The following is a 19,874-nucleotide window of genomic DNA, read 5'->3' on the forward strand; positions in this document are numbered from 1 at the left end:
AAATAGAACAGGACTTACGAAAAACCCCAATCTCTTTGTTAAAAAATGTTTTTAATTCGGTCATTTAGTGTATCTAAACTCTCTCATTAAAAACATTTTTTGCCTTGACCTTGGGGTTTTTCGTAAGTCCTGTAGAAATTACTTCCCATGCATATTTTAATGATTATGGGGTTAGTGAGTTTATTCATATGCTTTGTTTTTTGAGGTGTGAATTACGAGCATATTGTGAGGTCAAGGTGTTTTATCAAACTTCAAAAGTCTTAAGACTTTATATCCATTTGCAAACACCTGACTTCATAAAAAGGTTACAGATTTAAATAATATTGCATTAAGCAGTATATTGAACCCCAAACAAGATAGCATTCATCATGGGGTTTTCATCGTCAATGCTTAAACTGGATCTTAGTGTGTTAGGATTGAAAACTGCTGTTGTTCCTGGATTTGCGCCAAGAGCGAACAAATAAGAGCCAGTAATAGCCCAGTTGGAGTCAAAGTTATAAGCAACTCCCAGCTTCGCTGCTGGTAAGACAGCAGTCCTGTTCGTTTTCATATCGAAATTATCCACTATAGGGAATATTTGCGGAGTAAAAAAGGCACTTGTGTCTGTTTGCATATTTTGAATGAGCGCTCCTGCCTTGGCAGACCAACTAAAATAGTTTTGAAAATAGGTAATGCCGAGTAGGGCATCAAATCCACTCAAGGTATGCTTTATCGTTAAGGCTGCAGGTACCCGGCCTAAAGCTCCTGGAACACTTGGATTAATAGTAGTTCTACCATAGTAACCCCAGCCCACTTCGCCTGTGAATCCATATTGATCATCTATCATACTAAGCACACCGACAGCCAGGCGGCCACTATAGCCTTGTTTATCTTCTGTCGAGGTGAGCGTATTGTTGGTGCCAACTATAGTGAAATTGTATCCATCAATAGAACTCCAGGTGTACCCACCCTCAAGTGATGCAAAAGTAGAGCAACAAGAATTGGAATCACCCATACCACCAGCATGGACAAAAGTACTGGACAGGGCAGAAATTAAGGGGAACAGGATAAATTTTTTCATGATTTAGTAACTCATTCCATGTTTATTATTATAAAAGTGAATAATTTAAATCAGTTAGAAAGGAATTACCAGTAAAATTAATATTGATGTTGGCTTCCTATAAATCATGGCAATTTTTTTTGTATTCTACTAGTATGTGTTTTTCTCTAAATATATTCTTGTAAGGAAACATGAATACATCGAATACCTCTTTTAAAACTCTGGGAGCAATATGCATTGGCAATGCTATGGAATGGTATGATTTCATGATCTATAACTTCATGCTGCTTTTTATTGCTCAAGCTTTTTTTCCAAGTCATAATCGTGTGATTTCCCTATTAGCAACAATGGCAAGTTCTGGAGTAGCTCTGGTAATAAGGCCTCTGGGTGGTGTTTTTTTAGCAGTTTGGGCAGACAAACATGGGCATCATAAAGCCTTAATGCTGGTTTTTTATTTAATGGCTGCCGCAACCATGCTGATTACTTTTACACCCTCCTACGCCGCAATAGGTTTGTCGGCTACTTGTGTTATTGTCTTTGCACGATTGTTGCAAGGCCTTGCTACTGGAGGGGAATTTGGAATCTCCAGCTCTTTATTAGTTAGCTTATCCCCAAGCGATAAAAAAGGGTTTTACACTTCTTTACAAATGGTAGGCCAGCTCTTGGCAATATTAATGGGTTCTTCAGCGTGCCTTATGTTAACTCTCTATTGTTCCAATGAAACCTTATATCAATTTGCCTGGAGAATACCTTTTGCTTTAGGGCTTTTGATTCTACCTTTAGGATGGGTTTTAAGGCGTCGATTGCAACGAGAGTTCACATGGAAGAAAGAGCAAAAGGGGACAGGACAATTATTTACTTTGGTAAAGCAACAAAAACGTTCCTTGTTGATTGCTTTTAGCCTTGTAGCAGGGTGCACAGGCTCGATTTATACCTTATTCAGTTATATGCCTACCTATTGTAAATTGTATTTGAATTTATCGTTGACAGAGGCGTATTTAGGAACTGCAGTTGGAATTTTAGTCAGTATTCTTACTATTCCTTTTTTTGGATCACTGTCGGATAGAATAGGCAAAAAAATAATTATGTTATGTGCTTTGGTTTGTTATTTTGGATTAATTTATCCTTTGCTTTTCTTGCTGAACCAACATCCTGGTATAAATATTCTCATTTTGGTTGAAAGCATTTTAGGTTTGTGTATTGGTGCCTATTTTGGGGTGTTGACCATTACGGTGAGCTCTTTATTTCCACCATCAGTGCGATCTACCTGTTTAGCAGTCAGCTATAATTCAGCTGTCATGTTGTTTGGTGGTTTTGCTCCATTTATTATCACAGCATTCATTGAATATACTAAAAACCCTATGGTTTTTACTTATTATCAAATGACAACAGTCTCTATCAGTTTGATGGCAGCTCTTTCTTATAAGGAAGAGAGGGAGTTATCTGAGCATCACCCAGAACATCTCGTTGCAATTTAAAAGGTATGAATATGACGACTTTAGATTGGTTAAAACATCTCATTTCTTTTGATACTACTTCGCGAAACTCTAATCTATCACTGATTGAATATTTAGCGAACGGGTTAAATGATTTTAAAATTAATCCTGTCTTAATTCACGATAGTAAAGAGCAAAAAGCTAATCTATTAGCCACGTTACCAGGAAAACAGGGGTGTTTGGAGGGAGGAATCATTCTCTCTGGTCATACTGATGTTGTTCCTGTTGATGGTCAAACATGGGATAGCGATCCTTTTCAAGCCACTCTCAAAGATAACAAAGTGTATGGTCGTGGCGCGTGTGATATGAAAGGATTTATTGCGGTTGTGATGGCATTAGTCCCTCAGTTGAAAGAAATGAATCTGGATTTTCCAGTTCATTTTGCGTTTTCTTATGATGAGGAAATCGGTTGTCTTGGTGTACCTTCGCTGATCGATAAAATATTGGAACTCAATTATCAACCTCGTGCTTGTATTGTAGGTGAACCAACTTTAATGAAGCCTGTTGTGGGTCATAAAGGCAAATATTCTTATCGCTGTCAAATCCACGGTGTTGCGGCTCACTCTTCATTAACGAATCAAGGATGTAATGCTATCGAGCATGCTGCAGGTTTTATAAGCTACCTTCGCGGGATGGCTAATGAATTTAAACAACATGGAAATCGGGATTTTTCTTATGACGTTCCATACACCACGCTTACTACCAATCTGATCAAAGGCGGTAATGCTTATAACACTATTCCAAGTTTGTGTGAGTTTGTTTTTGAGTTTAGAAATTTGTCTGCTGATAGTTCTGAGGAATTAAACCAGAAAATTATGTCCTATGTTAAGGAAGAGCTTGTTCCTAACCTGCATAATGATCACCCTGAATCTAATGTTAATCTTGATACCATAGCAAAAGCTCCTGGTTTGGATACGCCGATTACAGATCCAGTAGTTAGAGCAGCTCAAACAGTTTGCCAGAGTGATAAACTGATGAAAGTAGCTTACGCTACAGAAGCTGGACTATTTCAACAGGCAGAAATTCCGACTATTGTATGTGGTCCTGGTAGTATCGAACAGGCCCATAGAGCCAATGAATATGTTGAGGTAGAGCAATTACGTTTATGTGAGGAATTTATAATCAATATGCTGCAATCTCATTTTTGAGCTCTTATCAGATTGGTAAGTAAAAAATCATCGTTATTTGATACTGATTTTACTAGAACTTTTACAAGGTATTCACAAAGATATACACAGATTTTGTGGATAACATGATTAGATGAAGTTTGCTTAGTTTTAAATAAAAACATATAATTATCATTTACTTATTGAAATAAGTGTTTTTTTATATTGTCATTTATCGCAATGATTTTATTTTATCTACAATCTTTAAAAGGCTAAGCTTTGAGGTAATTAACTTGCTTTGAGAGTTTATCTGAGTTGCCTTCAATCAGGATTAATTACAAAAGATGCTTCTATCGTAAGTTGTTACTCAATAATTATAATGCTTTTTTTATTGCGAGAGAAAATTACGTGTCCAAATTTATTTTTGTCATTGGAGGAACAGGGACCGGCAAAACGACTGTTTCAGAAGAAATTAAATCAATAGCAGAAGCGCAACATTTAACGGTTGCGATATTGAATCTGGATCATTATTACTTGCCCAAAAGTATGATATATCCGGATAAGCCAAAGAATTTTGATGTGCCTGAAGCCCTGGAACAAACGTTAATTCAACAGCATTTGCAGGATTTAGAGGCTGGTAAAACCATATTCAGACCAACCTATGATATGGCAAGTAGTGACAGGGTATTGAATGGGCAAATGAAGATTATTCCTGCTGATATCATTATTGTCGAAGGAATTTTTGCTGGTGAATATTTATCCTGTTTAAGGAATCAAACAGAAAAACTTAAAATTTATTTGCAATCCAACCAAATAAATGACAATTACACCAGAAAGGAAGACAGAGATATAGTTGACAGAAAAAGATCATCGACTCATGTCAATATTGCGAAAAAAAATCAAATGGCAGGATTTTTTAGATATGTCGCTACCCATATGATTTCTTCAAATATGGTCATTGATAATCCTTGGCTTCCTCAACAAAATATGACCAGTATCGAAAAAATTCCTTTGATTGCAGGCTGCAACTTAATAAAGTTAAATGAATTCTTATCCTCAACTGATTGTCAATTTTTATATAAAACATATAGTTAAGATAAAACTTATTGCCCCTGAGGTAGATTGAGGGCAATATGAAATATGATATTTAAAATGGAGTTAAAATTCCAGTGACTCCTTGTTGGGGTTACAATGCTCTTCATAGAGATCTTCTAATTCATGATAAGTATCTTGTAATGCTTCTACATCATAATGGTTTGATTTTGCTTTTTTTATTAAATTCTCATAATCTTGGATAATGAAATAATAGTCATCTGATAGATCAATCTCTTCTTGATGCTCGAAGCCTTTAAGTTCGGCTAATAGGTCTTCAAATTTTTCTTTTATATTATTGAACTCTTCTTCCGTGCCAGACACCGGTGCTTGAGCTTCCTTTTTATTCATCCATTGAATAACCAAATATAAGGCGATAACGCCGATGGGTATCAGTGCGATTAATCCCAAATAGCCTATAGAATTTTGTGTGGGTGAACTGGGCTGGGTTGTGCATTGATTATTATCAGGTGAACAAGGAGTAGTTGTATTGCCAGGCAGGGTGGCGAACAGAGGTTTGTAAGCATTGGGTGAGGGGGGGGCGGAAGTGAATAGATCAACTGTTGGTATAGGGCTAGGTACTAACTTGAGTGGCTCAGGTGGTTGAGGAAGTGGGAGTCCTTTCAATTCGTGTTGGATTTTCATCCAATCATGCATGGACAACATCAATTTATTAAGCGCTTGAGTTTGTCCGGCTATTGCTTCAAAGGATGTTTCTTTTAATTTAGGTTGATTTAAATGGCTAACGACTTCATTGACCCGGCTTTTTAAAGCCTTATTCGTTTTTTTGAGGTCAGAAGAGCTGGATGGAAATTGAGAGAGTGTGTCCTGATTTTTAATAAAAATCTTTAGTTTCTCTTTTTCATTAGTAAGCCAATTTTTCCAGAAGGATAAATTTTGTTCCTCTTGTATTGCTTTATGATAGGCTTGAGTGTTCGCATCAATTATTTCATCAATATGTTCTGACGATGAGTCAATAAAACTATCAATTTGTGTCAGAAGAGATTGCATTTGATGTTTGAATTGATGAACAGTATAGACTTCACCAGCCTGCCCCAGAAGATCCATGATTTCCTGGATGACCTTCTGAAATCGTTCCAACTCGTTAAGATCAGAGACTGCTTTGGCATAATGATCAAGGATCTCATCTTTCATGGTGATTAATTTGAAGTGAGGGCAATCACTTAATTGCTCTTTAGTCAAATGAAGTATTGGCAGGGGATCTGCAACTAATTCATTTGATTTTTGTGCACAATGTTTGGCTGCTTGGGTTGGATAGGAAGCGGAGTCACTGATTTTATCCAGTTCAAATTCATAGGAGTGGGGATTGACTGGATTGGCATTCAGAGCATAATGCAAGATTCTATTTCGTTCACTGGATAATTTTCTGATGTCTTTTGATAGCTCTCCCAGTTTATCTCTAAGAAGTTGTGTTTCCAGCATATGATCCAGATGTGGATGAATTTTATTATCCACTGCTTTGCGAAAATTGGCTAAAAATAATCGGTCCGATCCAACCAGAGGCGAAATATTTTTTTCAATAGTACGCAGGTAGCGAGTGACTGACTCAAGTTGATCTTTTACTTGTTGTATATTGTTGTTCTGACTTAGCCCTTTTAAGATATTGTTTACATCAAGAAGAACAAAATTCATGGGTTGGTTTAAATGTTCTGGAGGTAGCTCTCTATTCCTTAATAAAAGATAGTCACCCACTTTTTGCATTAAGTCATAAAGTTGTGGCCATTGGAGGCGCTGATTATCAATGGGTTGGACATGGAAATCATCGAGGCTTAACACATGTCTTGGCTTGTAGGCATTTGAATAAAACCAGGCATGTTCATAAAGATTAACCAATGCTTGATCGTCGCTGGCAAACCAGGAGCTGGGATTATTAAGATAATCCGGATGAATCCCTGAATTGGAACGAATTTTTAAAATCCACTCTCTGAAGTTTAACTCTTCCTCTGTGTAGCAACTTTCAGAATGAATCCAAAAGCGTCCTTTTTTAGGTAACGGTATATATGAAGCTTCAAGCTCTCTCTTTTCCTTTCCCATACTTCTCACTCCTTGAGAAAGCAAAAAAAAACTTAAGGTAATTCCAGATTAACACTAGATTAGCAATAGCTTTTTTTGCTGCCGATTAATAATATCCATAACCAACTGGGTAATTTTTCTTCCAATTTATTTGATAACACTGTTTAAGGAATTATGCAATAGTTAATCAATTGTTTTATTTTAAAACAACTTGAATTCTTGCAAGAAAGAAAATGGATGTGCCGTTTCTTTCACCTGCTCCTGTTTTTTGATAAATTACAATTTTAATTTTAACGGATTGTTTATGCCTTCTTTTGATATCGTTTCTAAAATGAATGAAGTGGATTTGCGTAATGCAGTAGATAATGCGGTTCGTGAAGTGAGCACAAGATTTGATTTTCGTGGAGTAGAGGCTACTATCGAGCTGAAAGATCTTACTGTTACTTTACGTTCTGAATCAGATTTTCAGGTGCGTCAGCTTGAAGATTTATTTAGGAATCATTGTTCCAAACGTAACGTCAGTACCTCAGGAGTGGATATAGAAGAGGAACCTGTTCATAGTGGAAAGTTCTATACTCTTACTATGACTTTTAAACAAGGCATTGACCAACCTACTGCTAAAGAGATAGTGAAGTACATTAAAGACACCAAAGCCAAAGTTCAAACCTCTATTCAGGGAGATAAAGTGAGAGTGAGTGGAAAAAAGCGAGATGATCTTCAGGAAACCATTGCTTTATTAAAAAAATCAAATATTGAATTGCCTTTGCAGTATGAAAATTTTCGTGATTAATAAATATGAATTCGATATAAAAGGCAAAGAAATGCCTTTTATATCTCTCAATGAACGATATCAAGTAAAATAAATGCATAGTGTTTATACGAAATTCACTCTCAAAGAGCCAGTACATGGTTCTAATCAAAGTCTGTTATTGTTGATTAATGAAATTGCTTTTGCGTTAGATTTGGTTTTCCCGAACTTGGTATAAGCCATTGAAGTGAACTCATCTGCAGTCAAGGGTTTGCTCAGGAGGAAACCTTGTCCAAAATGACATTTTCTTGACACAAGATATTTTAATTGAGGTATGGTTTCAATACCCTCAGCAACAATACTCATTCCCAACTCATTAGCTAATTTAATAATGATGTCTATGATGACTACTTTTTCATGTTCGTTATATATATCAGAGATAAAGGTTTTATCAATTTTTAAGCTGTCAATGGGGAGAGTTTTTAGTCTGTTAAGAGAGGAGTATTCTTTGCCAAAATCATCCAATGACAGCTTTATTCCCAAGCCAGAAATTACATGAAGCATTTCAGAGATTTCATCTTGATCACCCATTAAAGCATTTTCAGTAATTTCGAGTTCAAGATATTCTGCAGGGTATTGATATTCTTGTAATATTTTTTCAAGAATTTTAGGAAATTGTGGATTTGTTAATTGCACAGGAGAAATATTAATGGAAAAGGAAAGCATCTTGTTGTATTGATTAGCCCAGCGCATTAATTGTGCACAGGATTTTTGTAATACCCATTGACTCAGTTCTGTTATTAATCCCGTGTTTTCAGCTACAGGTATAAACTCATTTGGAGACACATTTCCCAAGGCTTCATTATTCCAGCGTAAAAGAATTTCTGCACCAATAATCTCCATATTAATCAGGTTAAACTTGGGTTGATAATACAGTTCAAATTCATCATTTTGTAACGCTTTTCGAAGATGAGATTCCAACTCGGATTCCCTATGTTGTGAGTAACCTAGTTGTTCAGTATAAAATTGATACGTATTTTTACCGGAGTTTTTTGCTTTATACATGGCCAAGTCCGCTTTTCTTAATAGATCTTCTGTAGTATTCCCATCGCCAGGAAAAATAGATATACCTATGCTGACTGTTACGGTGATCAATTTGCCATTGATAGTGTAGGGACTGTTTAATTCATTTAAAATTCGTTCTGCCAAATGGCGTGCACTTGAGGGCGACTCTATGTTTAGAGAGATCAAGGTAAATTCATCTCCACCTACCCGGGATAAAAGATCACCCTTTCGAACTAGTAAAACCAATCGATTGGCGAATTGTTTTAAAAGTTCATCGCCATGAAAATGACCAAATGTGTCATTTATTGCCTTGAAATTATCTAAATCAATGAGCAGTAAAGCCAGTGAAGAGTTGTTTCTTTGGGCATTGGCAATGGATTTATCAAGCAATTCTTCAAATTCCCTACGATTAAATAGATTGGTCAGAGGATCATGAGACGCCATATATTTTAATTCTTCTTGTTTTATTTTTAAGTTTTTTTGCCCTTCCAGTACTGCCGAATAAGAAAAAACGTAATTAATTACAAAACAGGTGCAAGGGATGAAATAAACAACCACTTTGAGAAAATAAGCGATATTAAAGGCACTGTCATAAGGAGTGGTTGATAATAACATGATGTAGATAGCCAATACGACTTGGGTAAGCGACATATAGAATACAGAATCAGATAAAATAGTCGGGTAAGACGCATAGGTCTTCGGGTAAACAATAATCATCAGCATAAGATAGATAAAGACAGATATGAGTTCAAAAGGCCTGGAAACATATGAATCATAAAGCCACATATCGGGAATTTGAATTATTACAGCGGCATAATAAATGACTGTGATAGCAGCTAATACCAAAAAAGTAGTCAGTAGAATAAAAGTCAGCAATCGTACGGGTTTATTATCGTTTGCATGGACCAGTAAAGAAAGTCCGATAATTAGAATTAAGCCACTAACACTGTTTGAAAAAACCCAAATTAAGGCATCCAGGTTATTCTTATCCGCTGCTTCCAAGGCTAAGCCATCAATAACCAAGGTATGAAGTGCTTCAATGGAGCCAGAGAATAGAATGGCAAGACCAATGATTAAAGCAATTTTATCATTACTCAATCGATATTGAGTAAATGCTAATAAGACAGTCACTGCAGCAAGAGAAAATCCTGACCATTGTAAGAGAGTTTGTCTGAAGTAACCTCGAATTTGAGACTCTATGAGTTGAGACCCGGCTATATTGCCATTATTTATTGTAATTGCCAAATTACTAAAATCTAAACCCCAGTTTAAACCTATGTAGGGTAGACCTAACAGTAAAATAATAATTAATACTAAAAAATGGGGCACACGTTTTAGAGTGGTTTCATTGAATACAAATGAATTATCCATTTTTTGTATCTCAAAATTCCTGTATTTTAAAACTAGCATAAAATATGCCTATTATTGGCAAAATTGCTAATTTTATGTCCTGTTAATGTGAGCCTGCTGGTCTCGTTAAAAATATTTTGAATCAGGGCTTTATAAAAATAATATTTTTGGCTGAATTTCTATTTGAGCATTGTAAATGAGTTTTTCACTTTATTATTTCTGTTGAATAGCGAAGAGCTCTCATTTCTGAAGACCAGAAATTTTCTGAAAGCCCCATTTTTAATTTTAAATGATTAATAAATTCATCCTTTGTTTTAATAGATTCCCATACGGATGGTAAAAATGTGGCTTGATAGGAACCATAAATTAACACTAAACCATCGATACCAATTTGCAATTGTGATTTGAGCTCTTCTTCACTGGTAAAGTGTAAAGGAGATAATGGTTTAATTAATGAAATAGTTAGTGACAGATCTTTTAGCTCGGATGGTTTAATTTGAGGGAAGCGTGGATCAGCAATTGCTGCCCGAATGGAATTGTAGACGACGTTATCAGCTAATGGCTCTTTAGCTAAGAGGCTTCCCATGCAACCTCTTAGCATGCCATTCTTTTTTATTGTAATGAAGGTGGGGATTCGTATCTGCAATAATTGATTATAATCATTGTAATTAATAGTTAATGCTTTATTTTCTTCTGTTTGTAATCGTATTGTTTCTTTCGCGATGTACTTCAATTCATCTGCGCAATGTTCTGAAAAATTAAGTTTTTGGTAGAAGTGATAAGCGGCATACCCTACTACTCGTTCTTTATCCCCAGCCGTATCGCCTGAGTTGCGTAAATCGAGCAGACGACTGTAAATATGATTTTGGCGAGCAAAATATAGGAAGCCACGCAGTGGAAAATAACCGCAAGCGGCATCGTGAAGTATTTCTTCACTATTTAAAGTATCTATGGAAAGACAAGTCTTTTTATCTTCTCTTTGAGCTATGTGGTAAGGAAGATAATGACTTAAATCAGAGCTGATAATCAGGAGGGTATCATCACCACCCCATATTCGCGCTATTAGACGAGCTACGTCTTGGGGATTTGATTCTCCAACAACTAAAGGAAGTATTTTAAATTTGGAGAATATCATTTGGCAGAAAGGCAATTGTACTTCCAGACAATGTTCGTTTTGGTGAGCTTCAGGGAGTGAATAGACATAGGGTAGATCTATAATTTGAGTTAGTAACTCTTTATCTTGTTCAATTTCTCCTAAAGGTGTAGCAAATTTATCGACAGGGTCATAGGCTATACCTTTGAAATACAATCTATGCGCAGGGCCTAATATTATAATTTTATTGATGGCATCTTTCTTATCGCGCAAAGAAGCATAAGCAGAAGCTGCTACAGGCCCTGAATAGACATAACCAGCGTGCGGAACCATTATGGCTTTTGGAGCAGGCTTGTGAATTGGCGCTTTGTCCAGCAAATTTAATACGGTTTGTTTTAAAATCAGGGGATCGTCGGGATAAAAATAGCCTGCTACGGCTGGTTGACGGACGCTCACAACAACACTCCGGAACAACTGCAGATACTATACTTATAAATATAGACCAAGAGTTGATTGTGAGCTATTTGATGTTTGATACTATTCCAACCAAATACTGGCATAAGCTGGAAGATGGGCGTATACAATGTGATGTTTGTCCTCGTAATTGTAAATTGCGTGAAGGGCAGCGAGGTTTGTGTTTTGTTCGTGCCAATCTTGATAATCAAATAAAATTGACTACCTATGGACGATCCAGTGGTTATTGCATAGATCCTATTGAAAAAAAGCCTTTGAATCACTTTTTGCCGGGTAGTCCTGTATTATCTTTCGGAACCGCAGGATGTAATCTGGCTTGTAAGTTTTGCCAGAATTGGGATATTAGCAAATCCAGGGATATTGATACATTGGCGGATACTGCCATGCCGGAAGATATTGCAAAGGCCGCTCAAAGTCTGGACTGCCTAAGTGTGGCATATACATATAATGATCCGGTAATTTTTATGGAATATGCTATTGATGTTGCAAAGGAATGTCATAAGCTTGGCATTTATTCTGTAGCGGTTTCTGCAGGGTATATTAACCCTGATCCGCGTAAGGAGCTTTATACTTACATGGATGCTGCCAACATCGATTTAAAATCCTTTAGTGAAGATTTTTATTATAAAATCACCGGTTCTCATTTACAACCTGTCCTGGATACGCTTGTCTATTTGAAGAAAGAAACCAGTGTATGGTTTGAAATTACTAATTTGGTGATTCCAGAAGAAAATGATTCGGATGCCGAGCTTGAGAGGATGTCTGAATGGATTATGACTAACCTGGGGCCTGATGTTCCTTTACACTTCACGGCGTTTCATCCAGATTGGAAAATGATGGATAAAGCTCCGACTCCATTTTCAACTTTACAAAGAGCCAGAGAAATCGCAATCAAGACAGGTTTACATTATGTATATACGGGAAATGTTCACGATACAACCGGCAGCAGCACTTATTGTCCTCATTGTAAATTACCCGTGATTGTAAGGGATTGGTATCGAATATTGGATTATCGGGTGGATGATACTGGACATTGCTTAAATTGTCGTACGCAAATTGCAGGAGTATTTAAGGGAGAAGTTGGTCATTGGGGCCCAAGAAGAGTAATGGTTAAATTAGGTTGCTCTTAATCTTCACATAATAAATTTTTAGTATTATATGCCATGTTTTTGTACATGGTGAATTAATATGAGATTTCAAGATTCTGACTTTGAAGAACGTTATAATACAATGTGGAATAAAATTGCAGTGTCTGCTGATGTTCAAATAAGGCAATTATTTGGCGCCAAAGGATTTTTTAGTGAACAGCAGCCCAATTACTATCAACTCCTTGTAAACTATGCTCAAGCGGCCAAAAATATTGTCGATAATTTAAATCGTCAATCTCCCATGTTTGATGACAAAGAATATGTTGAAGGCTATATGATTGCTACTCTCCAATCGGTATATAAAGATTTTTCTCAATATAAACCGAGAATTGCAGGGCGTTATGGAGAGCACTCAAGCTGTGTTGAACTGATTAACAAGACCTTGGATTGGGTACAATCCTTTGATTTAAAATTAGAAAACCTCTCTGAATCTGATGATGAGATGAAAATTACTTTCTAATTGCAAGCTATCCTGTATTACGAGAAGTCTGTAATGCGGGATAGCAACATTTCCTTATTACATCTTACTCCTAATAGATGCACTTTGCTTGTGTGGCACCAGAGCGTCAATGTTTATTCATCATCAATTGTGCTATAATTGAACAATTATTGCAGGGAGGTATGATGAAACAATTGGTTGTTGCAGGCTTTTTCTTATTACTTCTAACTTCCCCTTTATCAGCGCTGGATGTTGATACCTATCGTAGTTCACAAAAACAATTCAATACAGAGGATAAGGCGGAACAGGGTGATGCTCAAGCACAGTTTGAATTAGGGCTCAAATATGAAAAGGGCGATGGAGTAAATAAAGATTTAAAGAAAGCGATTTATTGGTATCAGAAAGCTGCAGATCAAGGACACGCTGAGGCACAAAATAATCTCGGTGTATTGTATCTTAAAGGAGAAGGGGTGCCCCAAAACAGTCAGCAAGCAATGCATTGGTTTAAGAAGGCTTCGGAACAGGGTTTGGCAATTGGTCAAAATAATATAGGAATTCTATATGAAAATGGCTTGGGTGTTAAAAAAGATCTGAACCAGGCTTTTCTCTGGTATCAAAAGGCTGCAGCAGGTGGAAATTCGGACGGACAATATAACCTTGCCGTTATGTACATGTATGGCAATGGTATACCAAAAGATATCAAGAAGGCGATTCACTGGTATATCAAAGCAGCAGAGCAAGGAGATCTTGATGCTCAAAATAATCTTGGTGTTCTTTATGAGCGAGGCGAAGAGGTTCCAAGAGATTTAAAAGCAGCTATTAGTTGGTATACCAGAGCAGCAAATGAAGGCTCACTGATTGCTCAAACTAACCTTGGTGTATTGTATATGACTGGTGATCCTTCCATTCAAGATGGCAAGAAAGCAATATATTGGTATGAAAAAGCAGCGGCACAAGGTGGGGAAAAAGCTCAAAATAATCTTGGGTATATTTATGAACAAGGAATTGGTACAGAAAAAGATATGAAAAAGGCTATTTATTGGTACGAAAAGGCTGCAGAGAGCGGGTTTACTCTGGCTCAAAATAATTTAGGTGTTCTGTATTCCAATGATGGCGATTTGCAAGACTACAAAAAGGCTTATTCATGGTTTAAAAAAGCGGCAGATCAAGGATTTGCCGAAGCCCAAAATAACCTGGGTTTAATGTATATGAAAGGTCATGGATTGCCAGTTAATTTTCATGAGGCAGTCTTGTGGTTCAAGAGAGCGGCAGAACAAGGATTGCCTTTGGCACAACATAATCTGGCTGTTATGTATATGAAGGGATTGGGAATAAAGAAAGACAATAAACAAGCCATTAAATGGTACCAAAAAGCAGCTGAAAAAGGATTGGATTTGGCACAAAACAATTTGGCAGTTATGTATATACGAGGCGAAGGAGTAAAAAGAGATTTTAAGAAGGCCATGTTTTGGTATCAAAAGGCCGCTGAACAGGGACTGGATTTGGCACAAATCAATCTGGGTATTATGTATCTTGATGGCATGGGTGTTAATAAAGATTTGGCTAAAGCAAAATACTGGATTGGAAAGGCCAAGGACAGTGGGTCTCAGGATGCACTAACCATATGGAATGAAAATAAATTATGGAAATATTAGTGAGCATTGCCAATGTGCCTTAGTTGAGGTATTGCGCAAAATGATCAAGTATGGGTATATAATTAAAATAAGCTGAATAATCTAATGGATTAGAAAAGGATGTCTGCTACTCGCCAAATCAATAATCCGAAAATAAGACAATGGCGAATATTGTTAGTTTATAATATTTACAGAATAGTAAGTATTTTTCTATTTTTAGGCATCTATTACTTTAGTTATATCAATAAGTATTATCCTTTATTATTTCTATGCATTGCTTTTTCCTATTTAATATTGGCATTAATTTTCCTTTATTTTGGACATAGAAAAATTTTAAGTTTTGATAAGCAGGTGTTTTTATCGGGTACGATTGATGTTATAGCCATTTCCAGCATGCTAGGTATCATTGGTAATTTGGAATCCGGTTATGGAATATTATTAAATGTAACTATTGCTGCTTTAAGTATTTTAGTTCCTGGCCGATTGGCCATCTATTTTGCATCACTAGCCAGTTGTTTATTGCTATGCGGCAATGTGTTGCAATTTTTTATTTATAATCAAAAAGACTTAAGCACTTTTTTTTATAGTGGAATCTATGGGGCTGGTTTTTTTGCTACCGCTATCACTGCTTGGTACTTATCCAATTGGGTCAGAATGTCGGAGAATCTGGCCAGACATCGTAGTCACGAATTAGCAGGAATGCAAAGACTTAATGAATATATTGTTGAACGATTGCATTCAGGCATTATTTATGTTGCTGAAGGGAAGCGGATTCGATTGATGAACACTGCTGCCCGCCAATTTTTTAATGTAAGTAAACATCATGCAATTCAAAAATTGGATCAGTTGTCTGATTCACTTGTATCCAAATTTGATGATTTTCTATTAAAAACAACGAAGAACGAACGTATGGCCCAAACTATTATTGAAGATCCTTATCTTAGGGTTCATTTTTTTTCTACCTCTGTCGGGAATAAGTCTGAAGTACTCATTATTCTGGAAGACATGACGGATATCGCTCAACAAGCACAACAACTCAAATTAGCTGCTTTAGGTCGTTTTTCGGCAAGTATCGCTCATGAATTGCGTAATCCCTTGGGGGCGATTGCTCATGCTATTCAATTGTTTGGAGATAATGAGAATTTAAACGAAGAGAATACTCGTTTAAAACAATTAATCATGAACAATTGTGAGCGAATGAACAGGGTGATTAAAAATGTATTGCAGCTTTCAAGGCGGCAGAAATCTCAACCACAGGTTAATGAACTTGTAACATTTTTAGAACATTTTAAACAGGATTTTACTCACAATAATCCCTGTAATCTTACAATAAAATTACCTGTCAATAAGCCGTTATCGGTTGTTTTTGATAAAAGTCAACTGGAGCAGATTTTAGTTATATTGTGCGAAAATGCTATTCAACATGGAAAAGATCATGAGGGTAATGTGAATATAGTCATTGCAGCCAAATCTTCTTCGAATAAAATAATTTTGACGGTATGCGATTCTGGACCGGGTGTACCTCCTGAGCACAGAGACAACATCTTTGAACCATTTTTTACCACCTTGCGAGGTGGCACTGGGATGGGGCTGTTTATTGCCAGAGATTTATGCGAAATTAATCAAGCCAGGCTAAATTTGATAAAATCAAATAAGGGAAGTTGTTTTGCGATCACTGTTAATCCATCGGATGAACTTTTAATATGACTAAAAGCAAAGTGCTCGTTATAGATGACGAACCAGACATAAGAGAGTTATTAACTCTTACTTTATCGCGCATGGGCTTAGCTTGCGATGCGGTGTCTGATTTTAAGCAGGGCTTAGAACATATAAAACAAAATTATTATTCTTTGGTTTTAACCGACATGCGTTTGCCTGATGGAGATGGTATAGAAATTGTTAAATTCATTCAGAAATACAAACCACAGTTGCCAGTTGCTGTCATTACCGCTTATGGAAATGTCGAGGGTGCGGTCAATACTTTAAAGGCTGGGGCATTTGATTATGTATCCAAACCCGTAGACTTAAAGATGCTTAGAGATCTAGTCAAGACCGCATTATCCATGCAAAATCCGTCTACCGAAAATCCTGATGAAGGTTTATTGGTTGGTGAGAGTTTGGTAATGCAACAACTTCGTGAAAGCATCCATAAATTAGCTCGCAGTCAGGCACCGGTTTTTATTCAAGGTGATTCAGGTGTTGGGAAAGAACTTGTTGCTCAGCTGATTCATGCTAATGGTCCCAGAAAAGATAAGCCATTTATTCCTGTAAATTGTGGTGCTATACCTGGTGAGTTGATGGAATCAGAGTTTTTTGGCCATAAAAAAGGGAGCTTTACAGGAGCGATTTCTGATAAAACAGGGTTATTTGTTGCGGCTCATGGTGGCACTTTGTTTCTTGATGAAATCGCCGAGCTTCCTCTCGCCATGCAGGTTAAATTACTACGTGCAATTCAAGAGAAGGCAATTAAACCAATAGGTGAGTTATATGAAATTCCGGTGGATGTACGCATTCTAAGTGCGAGCCATAAAAGTTTGATTGAGGAAATCAATGCAGGGAAGTTTCGTCAAGATTTGTATTATCGAATTAATGTGATTGAATTGCGTGTCCCAACTTTAATGGAAAGACTTTCTGATATTCCTTGCCTGACGGAGGCGATATTAAAAAAATTATCTAAAAATCAAAATAGAAGCCTGGTCAAAATCAATCCAGCCTGTTTTGAAATATTGAGTCATTATCATTTTCCAGGGAATGTCAGAGAATTGGAGAATATCCTCGAGCGTGCCATGGCTATGTGTGAGGAAGAGATCATAGAACCAGGCGATTTACATTTGCCTAGAACGACAATAACCCCAGTTGTTGCTGCATCCCCAGTGTCAACTAACTTAAATGGTTATCTTCAGGATCAGGAAAAGGAATTAATTCTAGATGCTCTTGAGAAAACAAAATGGAACAGGACAGCCGCTGCACAACTATTAGGTGTCAGCTTCCGCACTCTCCGTTATCGATTAAAAAAACTGGGCCTTGATTAGGTCTTAGCTATGAAGATTTTCAAGGGATAAAATAGACCTCTTGCATAAAACGTTTCTGCTTTGTTCACTTACAGCATGTAAACTCCGCTTCTTAAAACGTTTGCGCCTTGCCCTAAAACAAAATAATCAGGTTATGCAAGGTCTAATAGAATTGTTTTTCATCTGTGTTTGAAATCTGTCAATTCATGGTATAAATTTATATAACGCAATGAACTCTTGTTCAAAGCGAAAAAATATAATTGATTAAAATTAAGGAAGAAACAATGAACTCATGGAATAGTGTTGTTTTTTTAAAAACTAAAAATGCATGGTCAGATTCTGCTGCGATAGCAAAGATGAACGGTGTTCAAAGTCTTTGGTCTACCTCTGGGGACTGGGATTGGTGTATAAAACTTGACTCCAAGCATTCAAGCCCTGAGGAAACTGCTTTGTTTGTTAAAAATTTAAGAAATGCCGATTGGGTTGCAGAAACCAAAACCAGTTGGTGGAAAGAAGTTGCTGTAAAGTAATTTAATAAGACAGATCGATTGGGAAATTATAATGATATTTATTGTAATTTCCCATCTGGTCATGAGCTATTTCAAGTTAGATGTCACTAATACTCATTTCCATCTCATTCTCATTCTCATTCTCATTCTGACTAATTTTCAACCATAAATTTTATTTCATCAATTTTTGCTGAAATTCTTGCAGATAAATAAGCATCTTTTCTAGCCAGCTTCTGCGCTACTTTTAATTGGGCAATGGCTCCTCTTTTTTGTCCCTCAAGTAGTAAGCATTGTGCTTGAGTAAAATAGGCATAACTTTTCTGATGAGATTCCGCTTGAGCTCTTGCCAATTCCCGGCAAAGCGGCAAGTCTTCCTTGTATTGTCTACTGCCCTTAAGAAGAACGGCTGTAGCTTTTTCAGGTTTATTTGCGGTTAACAATCCTTGGGCATAAGCCATCAGAGCGGCATAATTGTCAGGAAAATTATTTTGTAATTCAGCAAGACGGGCCAGTGCAGATTGATATTGTGATAAACCTAATTCGGCCTGAGCCATAGCAATTTGAAAATTGAGATTACCATTATCCTGGAGCAGTAAAGAATTTAATTTTTCCGCTGCTTTCTGGAAGTTGTTATTATTTAACAAAGCGAGTACGTACCCATATTGGCAAGCAGTGGCAGGATTTTTTTTATGACAATGATGTTCATAATAATCAAGAATTTGTTTATTGTTCGATGCGACAGAAACCCTGATTAATTCTTTAAATAAGGCATAGTCCAAAGAATCAGTATAATGTTTTTTAGGCAAACGGCTGGTTCTGTTTTCAGCCTCGGCAATCCTGTCAGCATCCAAAGGGTGAGTTCGCAGTATCGCTGGAATATTGGCAGTGTAATAATAACGGGAATTTTCCTGCATTTTATTAAAAAATGCAGCCATGCCTTGAGGATTGAATCCTGCTTTAATAAGCATATCAATACCAATTCTGTCGGCTTCTTTTTCCTTTGAACGTGTAAAATTGATGTTATCCTGGGAAAATCCTGAAACGGATGCCATCATGGCCCCCATTCCAACCGTTGGATTCAAGACACCTAATGCCGCAGACGCCAGAATAGATGCTAATAATGGGACACGCATCTGTTTTTGATGCTCTATAATGCTGTAAAGATGATGTAAGCGAACATGGGCAATTTCGTGAGCCATTACTGCAGCCAGTTCACTTTCATTGCTGGTTGTTAAAATAAGTTGGGTATTAATGCCTATATAACCTCCTGGACCAGCAAAAGCATTGATTTCTTTGGATTTAACAATAAAGAAATAAGGTGTTTTGATACGGCCATAATGTGCCAGTTTTTTACCGATGTAGTTGATGTATTGACTAGCCAAAGGATTGCGCTCTACGCTGTCCGATTGATTAATAAGTTGAATAAATTCTTTTTCTAATTGCTCCAGTTCTTTGGTGGTATAGGGTGAAAGACTGCCGGCATGAGTTGTTGATGCTAAAAAAAAGAATATAACCACCAAGCCCCAGTGAAATAATTTAGGTAAGATGTTTTTCCTGGTTAACTTATAATTTAAATTCAATTTAATCATTAGGCTACTCAATAATTGAATAATTTGTTATCATTCGACCACATTAA

Annotated in this window: 15 protein-coding genes; 10 read left to right on the top strand and 5 right to left on the bottom strand. The window is 36.7% G+C overall.

What is annotated here, in order from left to right:
* Positions 1–328 precede the first annotated feature (328 nt).
* Entirely contained in the window at positions 329–1,060 is a 732-nt protein-coding gene (locus EL201_RS06165) for an outer membrane beta-barrel protein (protein ID WP_027221404.1), read from the bottom strand.
* A 170-nt stretch (positions 1,061–1,230) separates the two neighbouring features.
* On the opposite strand from EL201_RS06165, the gene EL201_RS06170 reads away from it, so the two are divergent.
* The 3 genes from EL201_RS06170 (at position 1,231) to EL201_RS06180 (ending at position 4,736) form a co-directional block, all read left to right on the top strand.
* The gene (locus EL201_RS06170; RefSeq protein ID WP_027221405.1) at positions 1,231–2,517 is read left to right on the top strand and encodes an MFS transporter; all 1,287 of its coding nucleotides are present in this window, start codon (positions 1,231–1,233) and stop codon (positions 2,515–2,517) included.
* Positions 2,518–2,528: 11 nt separating this feature from the next.
* Positions 2,529–3,683: an acetylornithine deacetylase gene (gene argE / locus EL201_RS06175; protein WP_027221406.1), complete on the top strand. Its 1,155-nt coding sequence runs from the start codon at positions 2,529–2,531 to the stop codon at positions 3,681–3,683.
* A gap of 366 nt (positions 3,684–4,049) precedes the next feature.
* Positions 4,050–4,736 carry a nucleoside/nucleotide kinase family protein gene (locus tag EL201_RS06180; RefSeq protein WP_027221407.1) on the top strand — a complete coding sequence of 229 codons (687 nt, stop codon included), beginning with the start codon at positions 4,050–4,052 and terminating at the stop codon, positions 4,734–4,736.
* 63 nt (positions 4,737–4,799) lie between these two features.
* Here the strand turns inward: EL201_RS06180 and EL201_RS06185 are convergent, their stop codons facing one another.
* Entirely contained in the window at positions 4,800–6,812 is a 2,013-nt protein-coding gene (locus tag EL201_RS06185; RefSeq protein ID WP_080272899.1) for a spectrin repeat-containing protein, read from the bottom strand.
* 259 nt (positions 6,813–7,071) lie between these two features.
* On the opposite strand from EL201_RS06185, the gene EL201_RS06190 reads away from it, so the two are divergent.
* Positions 7,072–7,557, top strand: coding sequence for a YajQ family cyclic di-GMP-binding protein (locus tag EL201_RS06190; RefSeq protein WP_027221409.1), 486 nt, complete (start codon positions 7,072–7,074; stop codon positions 7,555–7,557).
* Positions 7,558–7,683: 126 nt separating this feature from the next.
* Here EL201_RS06190 and EL201_RS06195 read toward each other — a convergent pair whose 3' ends face one another.
* Together EL201_RS06195 and amrB are read right to left on the bottom strand one after the other, a co-directional pair.
* Complete coding sequence (locus tag EL201_RS06195) at positions 7,684–9,951, bottom strand: putative bifunctional diguanylate cyclase/phosphodiesterase (RefSeq protein WP_032828891.1); 2,268 nt, start codon at positions 9,949–9,951, stop codon at positions 7,684–7,686.
* 184 nt (positions 9,952–10,135) lie between these two features.
* A complete protein-coding gene (gene amrB, locus EL201_RS06200) occupies positions 10,136–11,479 on the bottom strand; it encodes an AmmeMemoRadiSam system protein B (RefSeq protein WP_027221411.1) in 1,344 nt (447 codons plus the stop codon).
* Between the two features lie 71 nt (positions 11,480–11,550).
* Here amrB and amrS point away from each other — a divergent pair, with 71 nt between their 5' ends.
* The 6 genes from amrS to EL201_RS06230 all read left to right on the top strand — a co-directional run bounded on the left by amrS (position 11,551) and on the right by EL201_RS06230 (position 18,259).
* On the top strand, positions 11,551–12,627 hold the full coding sequence (gene amrS, locus EL201_RS06205) for an AmmeMemoRadiSam system radical SAM enzyme (protein ID WP_027221412.1): 1,077 nt from the start codon (positions 11,551–11,553) through the stop codon (positions 12,625–12,627).
* A 58-nt stretch (positions 12,628–12,685) separates the two neighbouring features.
* Positions 12,686–13,105, top strand: a complete 420-nt coding sequence (locus EL201_RS06210) for a lpg1171 family Dot/Icm T4SS effector (RefSeq protein WP_027221413.1) — start codon at positions 12,686–12,688, stop codon at positions 13,103–13,105.
* A 149-nt stretch (positions 13,106–13,254) separates the two neighbouring features.
* Positions 13,255–14,739 (top strand): Dot/Icm type IV secretion system effector LidL, encoded by a 1,485-nt coding sequence (lidL, locus tag EL201_RS06215; RefSeq protein ID WP_080273046.1) that lies wholly within the window; start codon positions 13,255–13,257, stop codon positions 14,737–14,739.
* Positions 14,740–14,838: 99 nt separating this feature from the next.
* The gene (locus tag EL201_RS06220; RefSeq protein WP_027221415.1) at positions 14,839–16,425 is read left to right on the top strand and encodes a sensor histidine kinase; all 1,587 of its coding nucleotides are present in this window, start codon (positions 14,839–14,841) and stop codon (positions 16,423–16,425) included.
* Positions 16,422–17,750 carry a sigma-54-dependent transcriptional regulator gene (locus EL201_RS06225; protein WP_027221416.1) on the top strand — a complete coding sequence of 443 codons (1,329 nt, stop codon included), beginning with the start codon at positions 16,422–16,424 and terminating at the stop codon, positions 17,748–17,750. Before EL201_RS06220 ends, EL201_RS06225 begins: the two co-directional genes overlap by 4 nt.
* 263 nt (positions 17,751–18,013) lie before the next feature.
* The gene (locus EL201_RS06230) at positions 18,014–18,259 is read left to right on the top strand and encodes a hypothetical protein (protein WP_011213531.1); all 246 of its coding nucleotides are present in this window, start codon (positions 18,014–18,016) and stop codon (positions 18,257–18,259) included.
* A gap of 131 nt (positions 18,260–18,390) precedes the next feature.
* Here EL201_RS06230 and EL201_RS06235 read toward each other — a convergent pair whose 3' ends face one another.
* Entirely contained in the window at positions 18,391–19,827 is a 1,437-nt protein-coding gene (locus EL201_RS06235; protein ID WP_027221417.1) for a M48 family metalloprotease, read from the bottom strand.
* Positions 19,828–19,874: the final 47 nt, after the last annotated feature.

It is taken from the genome of Legionella pneumophila subsp. pascullei, assembly GCF_900637585.1.
Taxonomy (GTDB): Bacteria; Pseudomonadota; Gammaproteobacteria; order Legionellales; family Legionellaceae; genus Legionella; species Legionella pascullei.